At 52.2% G+C, this 18,006-nt stretch carries 15 protein-coding genes; 14 read left to right on the top strand and 1 reads right to left on the bottom strand.

What is annotated here, in order from left to right; translation table 11 throughout:
* Window positions 1-105: 105 nt before the first annotated feature.
* The 14 genes from ICT70_RS01760 (at window position 106) to ICT70_RS01825 (ending at window position 17,263) form a co-directional block, all read left to right on the top strand.
* Window positions 106-2,775, top strand: coding sequence for a valine--tRNA ligase (locus tag ICT70_RS01760; RefSeq protein WP_191153668.1), 2,670 nt, complete (start codon window positions 106-108; stop codon window positions 2,773-2,775).
* Window positions 2,776-3,160: 385 nt separating this feature from the next.
* Window positions 3,161-3,835: a succinate dehydrogenase cytochrome b subunit gene (locus ICT70_RS01765; RefSeq protein ID WP_191153669.1), complete on the top strand. Its 675-nt coding sequence runs from the start codon at window positions 3,161-3,163 to the stop codon at window positions 3,833-3,835.
* A 10-nt stretch (window positions 3,836-3,845) separates the two neighbouring features.
* A complete protein-coding gene (locus tag ICT70_RS01770) occupies window positions 3,846-5,762 on the top strand; it encodes a fumarate reductase/succinate dehydrogenase flavoprotein subunit (protein WP_191153670.1) in 1,917 nt (638 codons plus the stop codon).
* Window positions 5,762-6,514, top strand: a complete 753-nt coding sequence (locus ICT70_RS01775; protein WP_191153671.1) for a succinate dehydrogenase/fumarate reductase iron-sulfur subunit — start codon at window positions 5,762-5,764, stop codon at window positions 6,512-6,514. Before ICT70_RS01770 ends, ICT70_RS01775 begins: the two co-directional genes overlap by 1 nt.
* Window positions 6,515-6,666: 152 nt before the next feature.
* Window positions 6,667-7,632: a bifunctional riboflavin kinase/FAD synthetase gene (locus ICT70_RS01780; RefSeq protein ID WP_191153672.1), complete on the top strand. Its 966-nt coding sequence runs from the start codon at window positions 6,667-6,669 to the stop codon at window positions 7,630-7,632.
* Between the two features lie 17 nt (window positions 7,633-7,649).
* Window positions 7,650-8,513 carry a shikimate dehydrogenase gene (gene aroE, locus ICT70_RS01785; RefSeq protein WP_191153673.1) on the top strand — a complete coding sequence of 288 codons (864 nt, stop codon included), beginning with the start codon at window positions 7,650-7,652 and terminating at the stop codon, window positions 8,511-8,513.
* A gap of 21 nt (window positions 8,514-8,534) precedes the next feature.
* A complete protein-coding gene (pilB, locus tag ICT70_RS01790; protein WP_191153674.1) occupies window positions 8,535-10,235 on the top strand; it encodes a type IV-A pilus assembly ATPase PilB in 1,701 nt (566 codons plus the stop codon).
* Between the two features lie 47 nt (window positions 10,236-10,282).
* A complete protein-coding gene (locus ICT70_RS01795) occupies window positions 10,283-11,395 on the top strand; it encodes a type IV pilus twitching motility protein PilT (RefSeq protein WP_191153675.1) in 1,113 nt (370 codons plus the stop codon).
* 48 nt (window positions 11,396-11,443) lie between these two features.
* Window positions 11,444-12,652 (top strand): type II secretion system F family protein, encoded by a 1,209-nt coding sequence (locus tag ICT70_RS01800; RefSeq protein WP_191153676.1) that lies wholly within the window; start codon window positions 11,444-11,446, stop codon window positions 12,650-12,652.
* A 36-nt stretch (window positions 12,653-12,688) separates the two neighbouring features.
* Complete coding sequence (locus tag ICT70_RS15155; RefSeq protein ID WP_191153677.1) at window positions 12,689-14,305, top strand: ATP-binding protein; 1,617 nt, start codon at window positions 12,689-12,691, stop codon at window positions 14,303-14,305.
* Complete coding sequence (locus ICT70_RS01810) at window positions 14,292-15,668, top strand: sigma-54-dependent transcriptional regulator (protein WP_191153678.1); 1,377 nt, start codon at window positions 14,292-14,294, stop codon at window positions 15,666-15,668. Before ICT70_RS15155 ends, ICT70_RS01810 begins: the two co-directional genes overlap by 14 nt.
* A gap of 442 nt (window positions 15,669-16,110) precedes the next feature.
* Window positions 16,111-16,371 carry a hypothetical protein gene (locus ICT70_RS01815; protein WP_191153679.1) on the top strand — a complete coding sequence of 87 codons (261 nt, stop codon included), beginning with the start codon at window positions 16,111-16,113 and terminating at the stop codon, window positions 16,369-16,371.
* A 100-nt stretch (window positions 16,372-16,471) separates the two neighbouring features.
* Entirely contained in the window at window positions 16,472-16,774 is a 303-nt protein-coding gene (locus ICT70_RS01820) for a hypothetical protein (protein ID WP_191153680.1), read from the top strand.
* 99 nt (window positions 16,775-16,873) lie between these two features.
* Window positions 16,874-17,263 carry a hypothetical protein gene (locus tag ICT70_RS01825; protein WP_191153681.1) on the top strand — a complete coding sequence of 130 codons (390 nt, stop codon included), beginning with the start codon at window positions 16,874-16,876 and terminating at the stop codon, window positions 17,261-17,263.
* 184 nt (window positions 17,264-17,447) lie between these two features.
* On the opposite strand, the gene ICT70_RS01830 is transcribed toward ICT70_RS01825, so the two are convergent.
* Complete coding sequence (locus ICT70_RS01830) at window positions 17,448-17,954, bottom strand: GspH/FimT family pseudopilin (RefSeq protein WP_191153682.1); 507 nt, start codon at window positions 17,952-17,954, stop codon at window positions 17,448-17,450.
* Between the last annotated feature and the right edge of the window lie 52 nt (window positions 17,955-18,006).

Genomic DNA, 18,006 nt, shown 5'->3' on the forward strand with positions numbered 1-18,006 from the left:
GAGGTCTTGACATCTTTTGCCTCCCCGCTTTATTGTCCCCGGCGTAAGTACCCCTCCTTAAAAAAATCATATCACCTTTAATGCAGGAAAAAGGACGTAGATACAATGAGCATGTCATTGCCCAAGGCTTACGATCCGGCGCAGATAGAACAAAAATGGTTTGATATCTGGGAACAGCGCGGTGATTTCTGCGCCCACGACGATTCGCCGCGGCCGGCTTATTCCATCGTTATTCCGCCCCCCAATGTTACCGGTGTCCTGCATATGGGGCACGCCCTGAATAACAGTCTGCAGGATATCCTGTGCCGCTGGAAGCGCATGTGTGGCTATGAAGTGCTGTGGATGCCGGGTACCGACCATGCCGGTATTGCAACCCAGAATGTAGTGGAAAAGCAATTAGCTGCCGAAGGGTTGGATCGCCACCAACTCGGTCGTGAAGCCTTTGTCGAGCGGGTGTGGCAATGGCGACAGACGTCCGGCGGGCAGATTATCAACCAGCTCAAGCGCCTTGGCGCGTCCTGTGACTGGCAGCGCGAACGTTTCACCATGGACGAGGGCTTATCAAAGGCGGTCCGTGAAGTTTTTGTCCGCCTTTACCAGGATGGCCTGATTTACCGGGATAACCGCCTGATCAACTGGTGCCCGCGCTGTCATACCGCCCTGTCTGATCTGGAAGTGGAGCATGATGACAAGAAGGGGCACCTCTGGCATTTGCGTTATCCGGTTATCGGTAGCGATCACCATCTAGTCGTAGCAACTACGCGGCCGGAAACCATGCTGGGCGATTCAGCGGTTGCCGTTGCCGCTGACGATGAACGTTATCGTGACCTGATCGGTAAAACCGTGATGCTGCCGCTGGTCAATCGTGAAATTCCCATCATCGCTGATGAGTATGTTGATAAAGAGTTTGGCAGCGGTGCCGTCAAGATGACTCCGGCTCACGACTTCAATGACTTTGCCGTGGGCAAGCGCCACGACCTGGAATTTATTAATGTGCTCGATGAGTCGGGCTGCATCAATGAAAACGGCGGGGTTTATCAGGGCTTGTCGGCGGCCGAGGCGCGCCAGCAGGTTGTTGCAGATCTCGATGCCCTGGGCTTGCTTGCCAAGGTTGAGGATCATACCCACGCAGTGGGGGAGTGTTATCGCTGCCATGCCGTGATTGAGCCCTATATGAGCAAGCAGTGGTATGTGGCGGTCCAGCCCCTTGCCGAACAGGCCATTGCTGCAGTTGAAAACGGGCAAACGGCGATTATCCCGCGTCAGTGGGAGAAAACCTATTTTGAATGGATGTACAATATCCAGGACTGGTGTATCAGTCGCCAGATCTGGTGGGGGCACCGCATCCCGGCGTGGTTCTGCTCAGACTGTGACCAGATCAGTGTGTCCATTGAGGATATCAGCGCCTGCCGGCATTGTGGCAGTACCGCCATCGTGCAGGAAACCGATGTCCTCGATACCTGGTTTTCGTCAGCACTCTGGCCTTTCTCTACCATGGGCTGGCCGGACAAAACGTTGGCCCTGGATAAATTTTACCCCACCAGTTGCCTGGTCACCGGTTTTGATATCCTGTTTTTCTGGGTTGCACGCATGATGATGATGGGACTGCGCTTCATGGATGAAGTTCCCTTCAAGGAGGTCTACATCCATGCCTTGGTGCGCGATGCCCAGGGGCAGAAAATGAGCAAGAGCAAGGGCAATGTGATTGATCCCTTGATCGTGATTGATGAATATGGGGCCGACGCCTTCCGCTTTACCCTCTGTGCCTTTGCTGCTATGGGGCGTGATATTCGCCTGTCGACCGATCGGATCAGCGGTTACCGGCACTTTGTCAACAAATTATGGAATGCCAGTCGCTTTGCGCTGCTCAATCTGGAAGACTTTGATCCGGCAACCAGCGACTTGTCCGTAGCGCATCTCGCCCCGGCCGAACAGTGGATTCTGCACCGTTTCAATCAGACCGCTACGCAGATGAATCAGGCCCTGGCAGATTATCGATTCAACGAAGCCGCTTCGATACTGTATACCTTTACCTGGCACGAATTTTGTGACTGGTACGTCGAGCTCAGTAAACAACCTCTCAACGGAGACGACCCGTTGGCAAGGCGGCAAACCCAGATGGTGCTCTTTACCGTTCTCGAAGGGTTGTTACGGCTGGCCCATCCGATTCTCCCCTTTGTCACCGAAGAAATCTGGCAGGCTCTGCCCGGACAACGTCCCAATAAGTCGATCATGATGGCCGCCTACCCCAGTGGCAGCGGTGTTGTCACCGATGCCGGAGCGGTCGCTCAGATGGAACTGATCATGGCGATTGTTTCAGCCATCCGTAATGTGCGTGGCGAACTGGACGTATCGCCGGGACAAAAGATCAAGGTGCTGCTCGATTGTAACGATGCGGCCACCGTCCAGCTGATTCGCGCCGGCGAGGCCGCCATCGGCAGCCTGGCGCGGGTTGAAGATCTGGTGGTCGGAGTCGCGATCGAGCGTCCCGAGGATGTGGCAACCCAGGTCGCCGGTAACGTCGAGGTGCTCATCCCGCTGAGCGGGTTGATTGATCTTGCAGAGGAAGCCACCCGCCTGAAAAAAGAAATCGAGAAGATTCAGAAGGATGTTGATTTTTTCACCCGCAAGTTGGGCAACGAAAAGTTCGTCAGCAACGCTCCGGCTGCGGTGCTTGAAAAAGATCGGGCGAAGTTGCTGGCGGCGCAACAGAAGTGCGAGATATTAACCCAGGGGCTCGATAAGATTGTTGCCCTACAGCAATCAACCTGTTAATTCACCCTGGTGATTCAGATATCTTTTTTTGCCCTGGGACCAGTTTCTGCAATTACGCTGATTGGTGTTGCCATTAGATTTTGCCAAACTACCGTTTTTTTTGTTTAAATTTATAACAATGTTTAGTATACAGTATACTGTTTGCACGTGCCGCCCTGAATCTGGTTCAGGGCTTTGCAATGTATTGGACGACACCGAAGGGATGTCAGCATGGACAGGAGGATTGATTCCTGGCGTGCACCGCCGGGGCACTGGTACAGGGCTTGTTTTCAGGAGGAGAGAAGGGCCGGGCCTGACCGGTAAACGCAGGAGCTGAACAACGCTGATTGAAATTGGAACAAAACCTTTCATTGGCAATCATTCACACTCTCGAGGGAAAAGAACTATGAATTTTTTGACGAACACAGTGGGAAGAAAGATTTTGATGGCTGTAACCGGTCTGTTACTGATCGCGTTTGTTACAGTCCATCTGATCGGCAATCTGTCGGTTTTTGCAGGCCCCGACAGCATTAATGCCTACGCCAAAGCGCTGCAAGATCTGGGCCCCCTGGTCTGGATATTCCGTTTGGGTATGGTGGCTCTGTTTGCCATTCATATCACCTTCGGTATTCAACTGTATTTTGAGAACAAAGCAGCGACACCTGATCCCTACGCCATTGAAAAAACCCTGGTCACCAGTTTTTCTGCCAAGACTATGATCTTTACCGGTTTGATTATCCTGGCGTTTTTGCTCTACCACCTGTTGCACTTCACCATTCAGGTCACTAACCCGTCGATTTCGGCGGCTAATCTTCCCCTTGATGCGGCCTCACGGCTCGATGTTTATACCATGATGGTTCTGAGTTTCCAGAAGGTCTTTATCTCGCTGATTTACATTATTGCGATGATCGCCCTGCTGTTGCATCTGGCCCATGGTATTTCAAGCTGGGTTCAGACCTTCGGCTTGAGCACTGGACCGAGCCAGGACAAGGTGATCTCCATCGGTAAGGTACTGGCTATCGTGTATGGTCTGGCGTATATCGCCATTCCTTTATTAATTCTCGCTCGCATTGTGAAATAGGGGGCTTATTGTGATATTAGACGGAAAAGCACCTGCAGGTCCGATTGAAACTTCCTGGGACAAACATCGCTTCGATATGAAGCTGGTTAATCCCTCCAACAAACGTAAGTATAAAGTTCTCGTTGTCGGTACCGGCCTTGCCGGTGGTGCCGCAGCGGCTTCTTTAGGCGAACTTGGCTACAATGTTGAGGCTTTCTGTTATCAGGACAGCCCGCGGCGTGCTCACAGTATTGCTGCTCAGGGTGGTATCAATGCCGCCAAGAACTATCCCAACGATGGTGACAGTATTTATCGCCTGTTCTACGATACCGTAAAGGGTGGTGACTTCCGCGCCCGCGAAGCGGACGTCTGGCGTCTGGCTCAGGTTTCCAATAACATTATCGATCAGTGTGTCGCCCAGGGCGTCCCCTTTGCCCGTGACTATGCCGGATACCTCGATAACCGCTCCTTCGGCGGTGCTCAGGTTTCGCGGACCTTCTATGCCCGTGGCCAGACCGGTCAGCAGTTGTTGCTGGGAGCCTATTCGGCCCTGTCCCGGCAGATCAAAAACGGCTCGGTCAAAATGTTTGCGCGTCGTGAAATGCTTGATCTGGTTGTCGTTGACGGTGTTGCCAAAGGGATCACCTGCCGTAACCTGGTGACCGGAGAAATTGAATCTTACTGGGGTGATGCTGTCATCCTTGCGACCGGTGGCTATGTTAATGTTTTTTATCTGTCGACCAACGCTATGGGCTGCAGTGTTACCGCTGCCTGGAAAGCGGTGAAGAAGGGGGCCTTCATGGCCAACCCCTGCTACACCCAAATTCACCCAACCTGCATTCCTCAGCATGGTGACAAACAGTCGAAACTGACTCTGATGTCTGAGTCCCTGCGCAATGATGGTCGCGTCTGGGTGCCTAAAAAAGCCGAAGATTGCACCAAGCATCCCAGCGAAGTGCCTGAAGCTGCTCGTGACTACTACTTGGAACGTAAGTATCCGTCCTTCGGCAACCTGGCTCCCCGCGATATCTCCTCGCGTGCGGCCAAGGAACAGTGCGACGACGGTCGCGGTGTCGGTGAGAGCAAACGGGGAGTCTATCTCGACTTTGCTGACTCTATCAATCGCCTTGGTCAGAAAACTATCGCTGAGCGTTACGGCAACCTTTTTGACATGTATGAAAAGATTACCGATGAAAACGGTTACGAACGGCCGATGCGCATTTACCCTGCCCCTCACTATGCCATGGGCGGCCTCTGGGTTGATTACCAGTGCATGAGCAACATCCCCGGTCTGTTCGTCCTGGGTGAGGCCAACTTTTCGGTGCATGGTGCCAACCGTCTTGGCGCTTCAGCGCTTATGCAGGGCCTGGCTGATGGCTATTTTGTTATCCCATACACCATCACCCCCTATCTGGCATCGATCGAGCCGGGCAAGGTCAAAAATGACCATCCTGAATTCAAGAAGTCTGCTGAAGACGTCAGAAGTGAGCTTGATAAGCTGTTGTTGATTAAAGGAAAGAAAACTGTCGGTGAACTGCATCGCGAGCTTGGCAGCGTGATGTGGGAAGACGTTGGCATGGCTCGTAGCGACGCCAGCCTCAAGCATGCTCTCAAGCGTATTCCGGAAATCCGTGAAGAGTTCTGGAACAACGTCAATGTCACCGGTAATGCTATGGAGCTTAATCAGCAACTAGAGAATGCCTGGCGTTTGGCTGATTTTATCGAGTTTGCTGAGATGCTGGCTACCGATGCCTTGAATCGCGAAGAGTCCTGTGGTGGTCACTTCCGTGTCGAACATCAGACCGACGATGGTGAGGCGATGCGTAACGATGAAGATTTCAGCTATGTTGCTGCCTGGGAATTCAAAGGCGCCGGCAAGGCTCCCGAGTTGCACAAGGAACCGCTGAAATTTGATAACGTCAAGCTTGCCGTAAGGAGTTATAAATAATGAAACTTACATTGCATGTATGGCGCCAGCAGGGGCCGGAAGACAGTGGCAAACTGGAGACCTATAAGGCTGACAATGTCAGCCCCGATCAATCGTTCCTCGAAATGCTGGATGAGGTGAATGATGATTTGATCAAGACCGGAAAAGATCCCATCGCCTTTGACCATGATTGTCGCGAAGGAATCTGCGGCATGTGTTCACAAGTGATTAATGGCCGTCCTCACGGTCAGCAGGAATTGACGACTGTTTGTCAATTGCACATGCGCCAGTTTAAAGATGGTGATGAAATTTTTATTGAGCCCTGGCGTGCCAGAGCGTTCCCGATCCTCAGGGACCTGATCGTTGACCGTACCTCCCTCGATGTGGTCATGCAGGCTGGTGGTTACACCTCATGCCATACCGGCGGGGTTGCCGACGGTAATGCCCTGCTGGTTGGCAAGCCGGTGGCTGACTATGCCATGGATGCGGCCGAGTGCATCGGCTGTGGTGCCTGTGTAGCTGCCTGTCCCAACAGTTCAGCCATGCTGTTCACCAGCGCCAAAGTGGCTCAACTTGCGGTACTGCCGCAAGGTAAACCGGAAGCAAAGCGCCGGGTCAAGGCCATGACTGAAGCGATTCTGTCAGAAGGTTTCGGTAACTGCACCAACCACTATGAATGTGAAGCGGCCTGTCCCAAAGGAATCAGTGTCAAGTTTATCGCCAAGCTTAATCGTGAGTACATAAAGTCGATGATTCCCAGTTCAACTGAGTAAATATCTCATTATATTCGGTATTTCAGGGCGAATCGGCAACGGTTCGCCCTTTTTTTTTCAGGTTGATTCGATTTAGCCCTTGTCTCTGACGGCACACAATCGGTACTATCCAAGACACTGTTATTGTTGAAATTTAGAGGCAGGCCTGTATTGTGATTATCATTGACTCCCTGACCCGTATCCCTGATGACTTTGCCCCGAGCGTAGTCACCCTTGGTAACTTTGATGGTGTGCATCTGGGTCATCGAGCCCTGTTTCGGCGTTTGACTTCCATTGCCCGAACCGAGCAACTCCAGTCGGTTGTCTGTACTTTTTATCCCCATCCCCTCAAGGTCCTTGCTCCCGATAATGCGCCGTTACTGCTCAACACCAGGGAAGAGCGGCGCCGCCTGATCGCCGCTTCTCATGTTGATTGGCTGATTGAAATCCCGTTTGACCGATCCTTTGCCCAGCAATCACCGGCAGAATTTGTCGATAAGGTTTTACTCAACCGCCTGGCAGCACAGAAACTTGTTGTTGGTTACGATTACGCCTTTGGCCAAGGGCGCAGCGGCACTCCGGCATTTCTGCGTGACTTTTGTGCCGGCAAGGGGGTTGCCGTCGACATCGTAGAACCGGTCAGCGCAGCCGGAACTCCGTACAGTTCTACCCGCATTCGTCAATTGATCAGTGCCGGTCGGGTCGCTGATGTTCTGCCTTTGCTGGGACGCCATTATAATCTCTACGGCGAGGTGGTCAGTGGCTTCCAACGCGGCCGCGAACTGGGTTTTCCGACAGCCAATATCAGCACAGAGAAAGAATTGATTCCGGCTCCTGGTGTCTATGTGGTGAAGGTACGCCATGGTGATCTTGAATATGGAGGGGTCGTCAATGTCGGCTACTGTCCAACCTTTGGTTGTCATGACTTAAGCATTGAAGTTCATCTGCTCGATTATAGCGGTGAAATTTATGGCGAAAAATTACGAGTCTACTTTATCGAGCGGTTGCGGGATGAAACCGCCTTCGCCAATGTGAATGAATTGACGGTGGCTATAGCAGAAGATGTATTAAAGGCGCGGCAAATCCTGCAACGGGTACAGGTGGTTCAGTATTCTGAATACCTGCCCTCCAATGCTTAGGCTCAGGGAGGCCAGGAATGATGCAGATTGTAACAGGCAATTCAACAGTCTACGGCATATTTGGCGATCCGATTGCCCATTCGTTGTCTCCGTTGATGCAGAATGCGGCCTTTGTTCATTGTGCCATTGATGCCGTCTATGTTCCCTTTCAGGTAACAGCAGATTCCCTCGCTGCCGCTGTCGCTGCAGTGAAAGCCCTCGATATTAAGGGAATTAATGTCACAATCCCGCACAAAGAAGCTATTATCCCATTGCTGGACCATGTTGACCCAACCGCCAGGCAGATTGGTGCGGTGAATACGGTGGTGAATGACCATGGCCGGTTGATTGGCTACAATACGGACAGCAGTGGTTTTATCCGCTCCGCCATCGACGATCTAGGGTTTTCTCCCCATGGTAAAAAAGTGCTGTTGCTGGGTGCGGGCGGTGCCTGTCGCGCAGCAGTTCAGGCGTTGATGACGGCCCAGGTAGAACAGATAACCGTCGCCAATCGCCATGTTGAGCGGGCGTCCGACCTGATTACGGCCTTTACGTCTGATCCCGGGCAGCCCTATCTGGTTGCTGTGCCCTATGCTTCTCCCGAGTTTTTACAGGCAGTTACAGCGGCAGATTTATTGGTGAATACCACTTCTGTCGGCTTGCACGGTGAATCCCTCGATTTTCTTCCATTGGAGAATATTAAAGGTAGCGCATTAATATTTGATATGGTATATTCCAAAACCGGCACAGCATTGGTTCACTCTGCCCAACGCCACGGCTTAACCTGTGTGGACGGTTTGAGTCTGCTCGCTGCGCAGGGGACAGACGCGTTTTATATCTGGACGGAAAAGCGTTTGCCGCATGGTTTTATGCGCCAAACGCTGGTGGATTATTTGGCCTAAATGGGAAAGGAATAGCGGCATATGAGCGTCAGCCGGCTGGGTGAATTACTGATCAGAAACCAGATGATTTCTGATGATCAACTGGCAAAAGCCATTTCTGAGCAGAAAACCGAGGGGATCCGTCTTGGTGCGGCACTGATTAAGTTGGGCTACGTTCAGGAACATGATCTGGCGACCTTTCTTTCCAAACACTACGGTGTTCCTTCCATCGATCTGAAAGAGTTTGAAGTTGATCCTGCCGTTATCAAGCTGGTGCCGGCAGCAGTCGCTCAAAAATATCAATTGCTGCCGATCAATCGAGCCGGTGCGACCCTGATTGTTGCCATGTCCGACCCTTCCAATATCTTCGCTATCGACGATATTAAATTTATGACCGGCTACAATGTTGAGGTGGTTGTTGCTGCCGAAGCGGCCGTCAAGGAGGCGATCGACATCTACTATGATCAGTCAGCCACCATGGCCGATGCCTTAAGCGAATTTGATGATGTTGATCTGGAGTTGGTTGGTGACGACGAACTCGAGAATATTAATGAACTGGAAAAGGCCAGTGAAGATGCACCGGTTGTCAAACTGGTTAATCTGATCCTTACTGATGCGATCAAAAAGAAGGCATCAGATATCCATATTGAGCCTTATGAGCATATGTTCCGGGTCCGTTATCGGATCGATGGTGTCCTTTATGAGGTGATGAAGCCGCCGCGTAAACTGAAAAACGCTATCACCTCCCGCTTGAAAATCATGGCTAACCTCGACATCGCCGAGCGGCGCCTGCCGCAGGATGGACGTATCAAAATCAAGCTGGCTCGTAATCAGGAAATGGATTATCGGGTGAACTGCCTACCGACCCTGTTTGGTGAAAAAGTCGTTTTGCGTCTGCTCGATAAAAGTAATCTGCAGTTGGACATGACCAAGCTTGGCTATGAGGAACAGTCCCTGAAGTGGTTCAAACATGAAATTCACAAGCCCTTTGGCATGGTGCTGGTTACCGGACCAACCGGTAGTGGTAAGACCGTTTCCCTCTATTCAGCCTTGTCGGAACTGAACAAGGTCAGTGAAAATATCTCGACCGCAGAGGATCCGGTCGAATTTAACTTTGCCGGCATCAATCAGGTTCAGATGCACGAGGAAATCGGCCTGAACTTTGCTGCTGCCCTGCGCGCCTTCTTGCGCCAGGATCCGGATATCATCATGATTGGTGAGATTCGTGATTTTGAAACCGCTGAGATTGGCGTCAAAGCGGCCCTTACCGGTCACCTGGTGCTGTCAACCCTGCATACCAACGATGCCCCGAGTACGGTCAATCGACTCTTGAATATGGGGATTGAGCCGTTCCTGGTCGCTTCAGCAGTCAATCTGATTTCTGCCCAGCGTCTTGGTCGGAGGGTTTGTGCCGCCTGTAAAGAACCGGTCAAACATCCCCTCGAAGCTCTTGTCACCGCCGGGATCCCCGAGGATGAAGCTGGTAAAATCATCGTGTACAAAGGACGTGGCTGCGCTGAGTGTAATGATACCGGTTATCGTGGGCGGGTTGGTTTCTATCAGGTTATGCCGATGTTTGAACCGATCCGTGAAGCGATTCTCGCCGGTGCTAATACCGCAGAAATCAAAGAGGAATCGATGCGGCTTGGGGTTAAAACCATGCGTCAGGCAGCGCTGACCAAAATGGCGGAAGGGGTTACCACCTTGGAAGAGGTGTTAAGGACGACGATTGCGGATGATTAATTTTTGGAACCAGGAAGTAAGAACCAGGAATAACGGGGGTTAGCTGTATGGCGAACATGCACCAGTTACTGAAAACGATGATCGAGCAGGGGGCCTCTGACCTCCATGTGTCGACCGGGACCGCACCACAGATCCGCATCGACGGTAAAATGCAGCCGCTCGATGCACCAAAAATGACGGCAGCTGATACCAAACAGCTCTGCTACAGTGTCTTGACCGATGCCCAGAAGCGTCGTTTTGAAGAGGAAAACGAGCTGGATCTGTCTTTCGGCGTTAAGGGGTTATCGCGCTTTCGTGGTAATATTTTTGTCCAGCGTGGGGCGGTAGCCGGAGCATTTCGCGCTATTCCTTTTGAGATCAAAACCTCTGATGAGCTCGGCCTGCCGCCGGTAGTCAAGAGTCTGTCGAAAAAACCGCGAGGACTGGTTCTGGTGACCGGACCGACCGGTAGTGGTAAAACCACGACCCTGGCGGCGATCATTGATGCGATCAACTCTGAGCGCAGCGAACATATCATCACCATTGAAGATCCGATTGAATATATCCATTCGCACAAAAAGTGTCTGGTCAATCAACGCGAAGTCGGGGCCGACACCAGTACCTTCAAAAAAGCCCTTAAATACATTCTACGCCAGGACCCCGATGTGGTACTGCTTGGAGAATTACGCGATATCGAAACCATTGAGGCCGCACTGACGATTGCTGAAACCGGGCACTTGTGCTTTGCCACCCTGCACACCAACTCCTGTGTGCAGACCATGAACCGGATTATCGATGTCTTTCCCACCAACCAGCAGGCGCAGGTCCGGACTCAGCTGTCATTCGTGCTTGAAGGGGTCCTGTCCCAGGCCTTGATCCCCAATGCAAACGGTAAGGGGCGCTGCATGGCCCTGGAGGTCATGGTCCCCAATGCGGCCATTCGTAACCTGATCCGTGAGGACAAGATCCATCAGATTTATTCCCAGATGCAGATCGGTCAGGACAAGTTTGCCATGCAGACGATGAACCAGTCGCTGTTTTTACTGGCCCACAGTCGCCAGATCAGTGAGGATGATGCCTTGACCCGTTCGCATGATCCTGATGAGCTGCGCCAGATATTCGCCAATCCGCAGGCGGTGTTAAGTCGCAAGCGTACCATCAGTCCCGATCGGATGATGTAACAGATCACTGTTAAGGCCCGTAAAAGCCAAATGTGAAAGGGGAGGACCATGCCGAAGTTCAGCTGGACAGGCCGGTCGAAAGACGGAAAAACTCATAAAGGAACCATGGAAGCGGTCAGCGAAGGGGCAGTAACGGCCAGTCTGCGGCGCCAGGGGATCCAGGCGACCAAGGTCAAGGGGGCTGGGGGCCTGAATGCCGAGATTAATATCAGTTTTCTGCAGCCGAAGATAACCACCAAGGATATCGTCGTCTTTACCCGCCAGTTTGCCACCATGATCGATGCCGGCCTGCCGCTGGTGCAGTGTCTCGATATTCTGTCGAATCAGCAGCCCAATAAAACCTTCAAGGAGGTGCTGCTGAAAGTGAAGTCGGATGTTGAATCCGGTTCGACCTTTGCCGATGCCTTGAGCAAACACCCCAAGGCGTTTAATGACCTTTACGTCAATCTGGTTGCTGCCGGTGAGGTTGGTGGTATCCTTGATACGATCCTCAACCGCCTGGCGGTTTATATTGAAAAAGCGCTCAAGCTCAAGAAAAAAGTCAAAAGTGCCATGACCTATCCAACCACGATTGTCGGTATTGCGGTGGTGGTTATTGCGGTTATCCTGATTTTCGTTATCCCGGCCTTCGAGAAAATCTTTGCCGATTTTGGCGGTGCGTTGCCGGCACCAACCCAGATTGTTATTAACCTAAGTAACCTGATCCAGAATTATATTGTCATTATTATTGCGTTGATATTTCTGTCGATTTTTGCCTTCAAAAAAATCTATGCCACTGACAAGGGGCGGCGGGCTTTTGATCGCTGGGCGTTGAAGCTGCCGGTTTTCGGGATGTTGATTCGCAAGGTTGCCGTGGCCAAGTTTGCTCGCACCCTGTCGACCATGATCTCCAGTGGCGTGCCGATCCTCGATGGTCTTGATATTGTCGCCAAGACCGCCGGTAACCGCACGGTTGAAGATGCCATCAAAAAGGTGCGTACCAGTATCAGCGAAGGTAAAACCATCGCCGAACCCCTCAAGGAGTCAGGTGTCTTCCCGCCGATGGTCTGTCAGATGATCGAAGTCGGTGAGCAGGCCGGTGCCCTTGATACCATGCTTGCCAAGATCGCAGATTTTTATGATGATGAGGTGGATGACGCTGTCAACAATCTGACCGCGATGATGGAACCTCTGTTGATGCTGTTCCTTGGAACCACCGTTGGCGGTCTGGTTATCGCCATGTACCTGCCGATTTTCCAGATGGCCGGGAATGTTTAGCGGTTAATGTCAGCGGGAGAACCAAGCGCAAAACAAGTGACACAAGCAGGACATCGCAGCCTGATCTGGTATCTGGTCTGCCGGACTGCGGTGATCACCCTGGTTCTGGGTGGCGCGGCATTTTTCTATCTCCACGGCAACCTCGCCTATTCAGTCACCCCGCTGTTTTTTCTGGTTGGCATCTCCTATGTCCATGCGATTGTTGTCGCTCTGATCCTGCCGCGGCTGAACAATCTCTGGATTTTAAATCAGGCACAGATCGTCTGGGATCTGCTCCTGGTGTCGGCGCTGATTCTCACCACCGGCGCGGTGGAGAGCATTTTTTCGTTCTTTTATCTGCTGGTCATCATCTCGGCCAGCTTTCTTCTATCCCGGCGTTTGACGATCCTTGCTGCCGCCAGTTCTTCCATTCTGTTTGGCGGCATCCTGCTGTTGCAGTTTTATCAGTTGCTCGGCCCTTTTCAGGTTCCCACTGCCACCGCCGATGCCGTTTTCCTGAATTCCCTGTTTGTTCATCTGGTCGCTTTTTTCCTGACCGCTATGTTAAGTGGGACCCTGGCAGAACGCTGGCGCCAGAGCGAAGCCCTCTATCAGCGCAAGAGCATTGATTTCTCCGAGCTGGAGCGGATGAACCGGCTGATTCTGTCCCATATCAGCAGCGGTGTGATGCTGATCAACCCGCAGGGACGGATCCGTGCGTTCAACCTTGCCGCCAGCGACATTACCGGATTCTCCCTGCAGCAGGTGTACGATGCCCCGGCGGCTGAATTGTTTCCTGAGTTCAACAAGATCGTCACTCCTGACACGGAGCCGGTTAACCGCGCCGAGGGGTTTTTTGCCCACCCGTCCGGGGAACGCCTTTCTTTCGGATATGCGACAACCCTGGTGAAGGGAAATCATGGTGAACCCCTGGGAACCCTCGTGACCTTCCAGGACTTAACCCAGCTCAAAAAGATTGAAGAACAACTCAAACGTTCTGATCGCCTTGCCGCCATCGGCCGGTTATCGGCCGGCCTGGCCCATGAAATCCGCAACCCGCTGGCTTCCATCAGCGGTTCAGCTCAACTGCTTGGTGAAAATGAACAATTAAGTGCTGAGGATAAGCATCTGCTGACCATCATGGTCAAGGAAGCGGATCGGCTGAACCATCTGCTCACCGATTTTCTGGCCTTTGCCCGACCCCATCGCCCACAGAAAACCGTCGTTGATATGGCTGTCATGATCGCTGAATTAGGCCGCATGCTCCAGCGTGATCTGCGCTTTCAAGAGATTGATGTGCAGATGAACGCAGCGCCACCCTGTCAGGTCTCCCTCGATCGTAGCCAGATCTGGCAGGTGTTGTGGGATCTGTCAATTAACGCGGCCGAGGCAATGAAAGGGCAGGGAACGCTGCTGATAACCTATGCCCACGGGAATCCCTGGACCTTAACCATTGAAGATAGCGGCCCCGGCATTGCACCCGAGATCAGGGAGCGGATTTTTGAGCCGTTTTTTTCAACCAAGGACAAAGGTACCGGCCTGGGGCTGTCGACCGTTTACTCGATTATTGAAGCCCACGGTGGGACCATTCGTGCTGAAAGATCAACCTTGGGGGGCGAACGCTTCATTATGAGTTTTCCGCATGCAGCAGGGGGAGAAGATGACCAACCATAGCTCACGCATCCTGATCGTCGATGATGAACAAAGTTTACGTGACATGCTGACGGTGTTATTGCAGCGCGAGGGGTATCAGATTGATCAGGCGGTCAATGGGGAAGATGCCCTCACAAAGATGGCAGAGAACACCGTTGATCTGATCATCAGTGACATCAAGATGCCGCGCTTGACCGGTATTGATCTGTTGCGGCGTTTGCGTGAGCAGGAGAATGATACCACCATGATCATGATAACCGCTTTTTCTTCCACCGAAGAGGCGGTAGAGGCAATGAAGCTCGGGGCTTACGACTATATCACCAAGCCATTTAAAAATGATGAAATCCGACTGGTGGTCAAAAATGCCCTGGAACGCCGTCAGTTACAACGCGAAAATCTTCAGCTCAAACGCCAGCTCAAAGAACGCTTTTCCTTCAAAAACCTGATTGGGGAGAGTGATGAAATGACTCGGCTGATTGCTCTGCTTGAGCGGGTTGCGCCGAGTCGGGCCAATGTGTTGATCACCGGCGAGAGTGGTACCGGCAAGGAGCTGGTCGCCCAGGCCTTGCATCTGGGTAGCGAGCGTAAAAACCACCCCTTTGTCGCCATTAACTGCGGGGCAATCCCTGAAAACCTGCTGGAAAGTGAACTCTTTGGTCATGAGCGCGGCGCTTTTACCGGAGCTGACAAAAAAAAGCAGGGGTTGTTCGAAAGCGCCCATTTAGGAACCCTGTTTCTTGATGAAATCGGCGAACTGCCTATGGGAATGCAGGTCAAGCTGTTGCGGGTATTGCAGGAGCGCGAATTCCGACGGGTGGGCGGAACCAGCAACATTCCCCTCGATATCCGCCTGATTGCTGCCACCAATCAGGATCTGTCAGCCAATATCACGCAAGGAACCTTTCGTGAGGATCTCTATTATCGTCTCAACGTCGTGACCATCGAGCTGCCCCCCTTGCGTGAACGGCGCAGTGATATTCCTTTGCTGATTCAGAACTTTTACCACCAGAAAACCGGTAGTGACAACAACTACCAGATTGATAAGCACGCCCTGGAATTGCTGCTCAACTACGACTGGCCCGGTAACGTGCGTGAGCTCGAAAATCTGGTCGAGCGTTGTCTGGTGTTAGGTGATCAGCAAGTGCTCACCGTCGACTCTCTGCCGCCGCAACTGCAGAAAAAGAGATCGTCCAGCCCGACCGAACTGCACGAGATACCGGCAGGATTCAAGATGGAAGAGTGGCTGGAGGACCAGGAACGTCAGATTATTCTCGCCGCCCTGCAGCAGGCCGATGGCGTACGCACCAGGGCCGCTGAACTGCTCGGCATCAGCTTTCGCCAGATCCGTTATCGCCTTGATAAGCTTGGTATCGGCGATGGTTGAAAAGCATCACTTGCGATTCAAAAGATTTCGACGCGGTACAAGTCAACGGCGAAAAAATTTCCCCAAGTCCACTACCTAGTACCCAGTTCATGGTGTTGAGGCATTTGACACCGCGTATGATTTAAAGGTTTTCAACGCGACAAAGAGGTTCTGGTGATTGCTGTTATCAGCCCTTCATAGATTCTGATAGCGGCTAAAAGAACTTCAAAAGACGATTGGCCGCGATGAAAATCTATCAGAATCGGTTGAAACCCCAAAGGCTTCTCGACACGACGGGGGAGCGGTCTTATTTTACGACTAAAAATCGTTGGTTTGATCGCTAGAAGGCACTACCCCGCCTCTGTCCCCCTTGCTTGTGTGGTTGCCGCCGGCGATTTACCGTTGCTCCTAACCACCATCATCGCTATGATGATCCGTCACATCAACACCCCGGAGGGAACCCATGGTAAAAGACCACCTGCAGATCATTCCGGAAGATATCAACAGCAAGTTCAATGTTGTCATTGAATGCTACAATGCCCTTGATCGCAAAATTGACAACCTCGAAAAGCGCCACGATGAACGCTTTGACCTGCTCGATTTCAAGATCGAGACCGTCAATAATCATCTATCGAAAAAAATCGACGCCGTCGCCGCCGATCTCAAAGCCCACCGTGCCGACACCGAAGCCCATGGGAACATTTATCGGGTGAGGGAATCGTAGTCAACAGCGGCGGGCGGTGCCATTAACCGGTCGATGGGTCGGCTCCCAGCAACCATCATCAATATGATGGACCGTCACATCAACACCCCGGAGGGAAACCATGCAAAAAGACCACCTTGAAGTGATTCTCGAAAACATGGATAAAAAATTAGATATTATTATCGAGGGTTATAATGCCCTTGATCGTAAAATTGATTCTGTTCGTGATGAACTCAAGCAGGATATTTCTTTGCTCGATTTCAAGATCGACACGGTCAACAATCATCTTTCGAAAAAAATCGATGCCGTTACCGCAGACCTGAAAATCACGGACGCAAAGGTTGATGGCGTAGCCGCCGACCTGAAGGCCCACCGCGCCGACACCGAAGCCCACGGGAACATCTATCGGGTGAAGGAATCGTAGTCAACAGCGGCGGGCGGTGCCATTAACCGGTCGATGGGTCGTCTCCCAGCAACCATCATCAATATGATGGACTGTCACATCAACACCTGGAGGGAAACCGTGCAAAAAGACCACCTTGAAGTGATTCTCGAAAGTATCGACAGCAAATTCAATCTGGTTCTCGAGGGCCATGATGCCCTACGTCGTGAGATCCGTGAAGAGGCTGAAAAAAACGAAGAGCGTTTCAAGTTGCTCGATTTCAAGGTCGATACCGTCAATGATCATCTTTCGAAAAAAATCGATGCTGTAGCAGCTGATCTGAACGCCACAGATAAGCGGCTAAACAACAAGATTGACTCCGTTGAGGAGCGCCTGACGAAAAAAATCGATGCCGTTACCGCAGACCTGAAAATCACGGACGCAAAGGTCGATGGCGTAGCCGCCGACCTGAAAGCCCACCGCGCTGACACCGAAGCCCATGGAAACATTTATCGGGTGAAGGAGGGGTAGCCGCCGGGGACTGGCTCCGTAGGTGCCTGTCCCCATGTTTGCTGCCCTGACGACCCGATGACCTCGGAGAATGGCAAAACCCGGGCGCAATGAATTGCTCCCCTACAGTTGATATACAATATTCCGATTTTCTCCGCGCCTCTCCGTTAAGTCTTTCTCCTGTATTCTGAATTCCTCCCCGATATCATTTCCAATCCCCACTACCCGTAGCGTCACGATGAATCACCGGGCGGCCGATTTTAGCAACGGACGTGCCGGCGCGAAACCTGACGACGGAATCAGGGTCGATGGTGCAGATGTATAGGGTATTGGATGTGCCGTTGGGGTTGAACTGGATGCGCCGCTGGCCGCTACTGGAAGTGCAGTTCGCCAGCGCTCGCATGATAATCCCCCCTTGATGCTCTTCAAAGTGGCGGACAACCTCCCAGGTGGTGCTGTTGTCAGCAAGGTTGCCACGTTCCAGCCAGTAACGCTGGGTATCGAGATCAAACGCCACCTGATACTCGATATTCTCCGTCACCGCCTGGGTGCGGGCATGACGCAGCGCCAGCATGATACTGCGGGCCGCATCCTTTTGCTGTGCGTTTTTGCGCATGGCGAAAAAGTTAGGTGTCGAAATGGCCACGAGAATCGAAAAGATTGCCAGACAAATAATCAGCTCCAGCAGACTGAAGCCTCCCCCCCTCTTCATGAGTTCCCCCCTCATTGATGTGGTCCCGTTGCAGCAAATAGGAATATTCTAC

The sequence above is a fragment of the Pelovirga terrestris genome (assembly GCF_014773365.1).
Lineage (GTDB): Bacteria > Desulfobacterota > Desulfuromonadia > Desulfuromonadales > Geopsychrobacteraceae > Pelovirga > Pelovirga terrestris.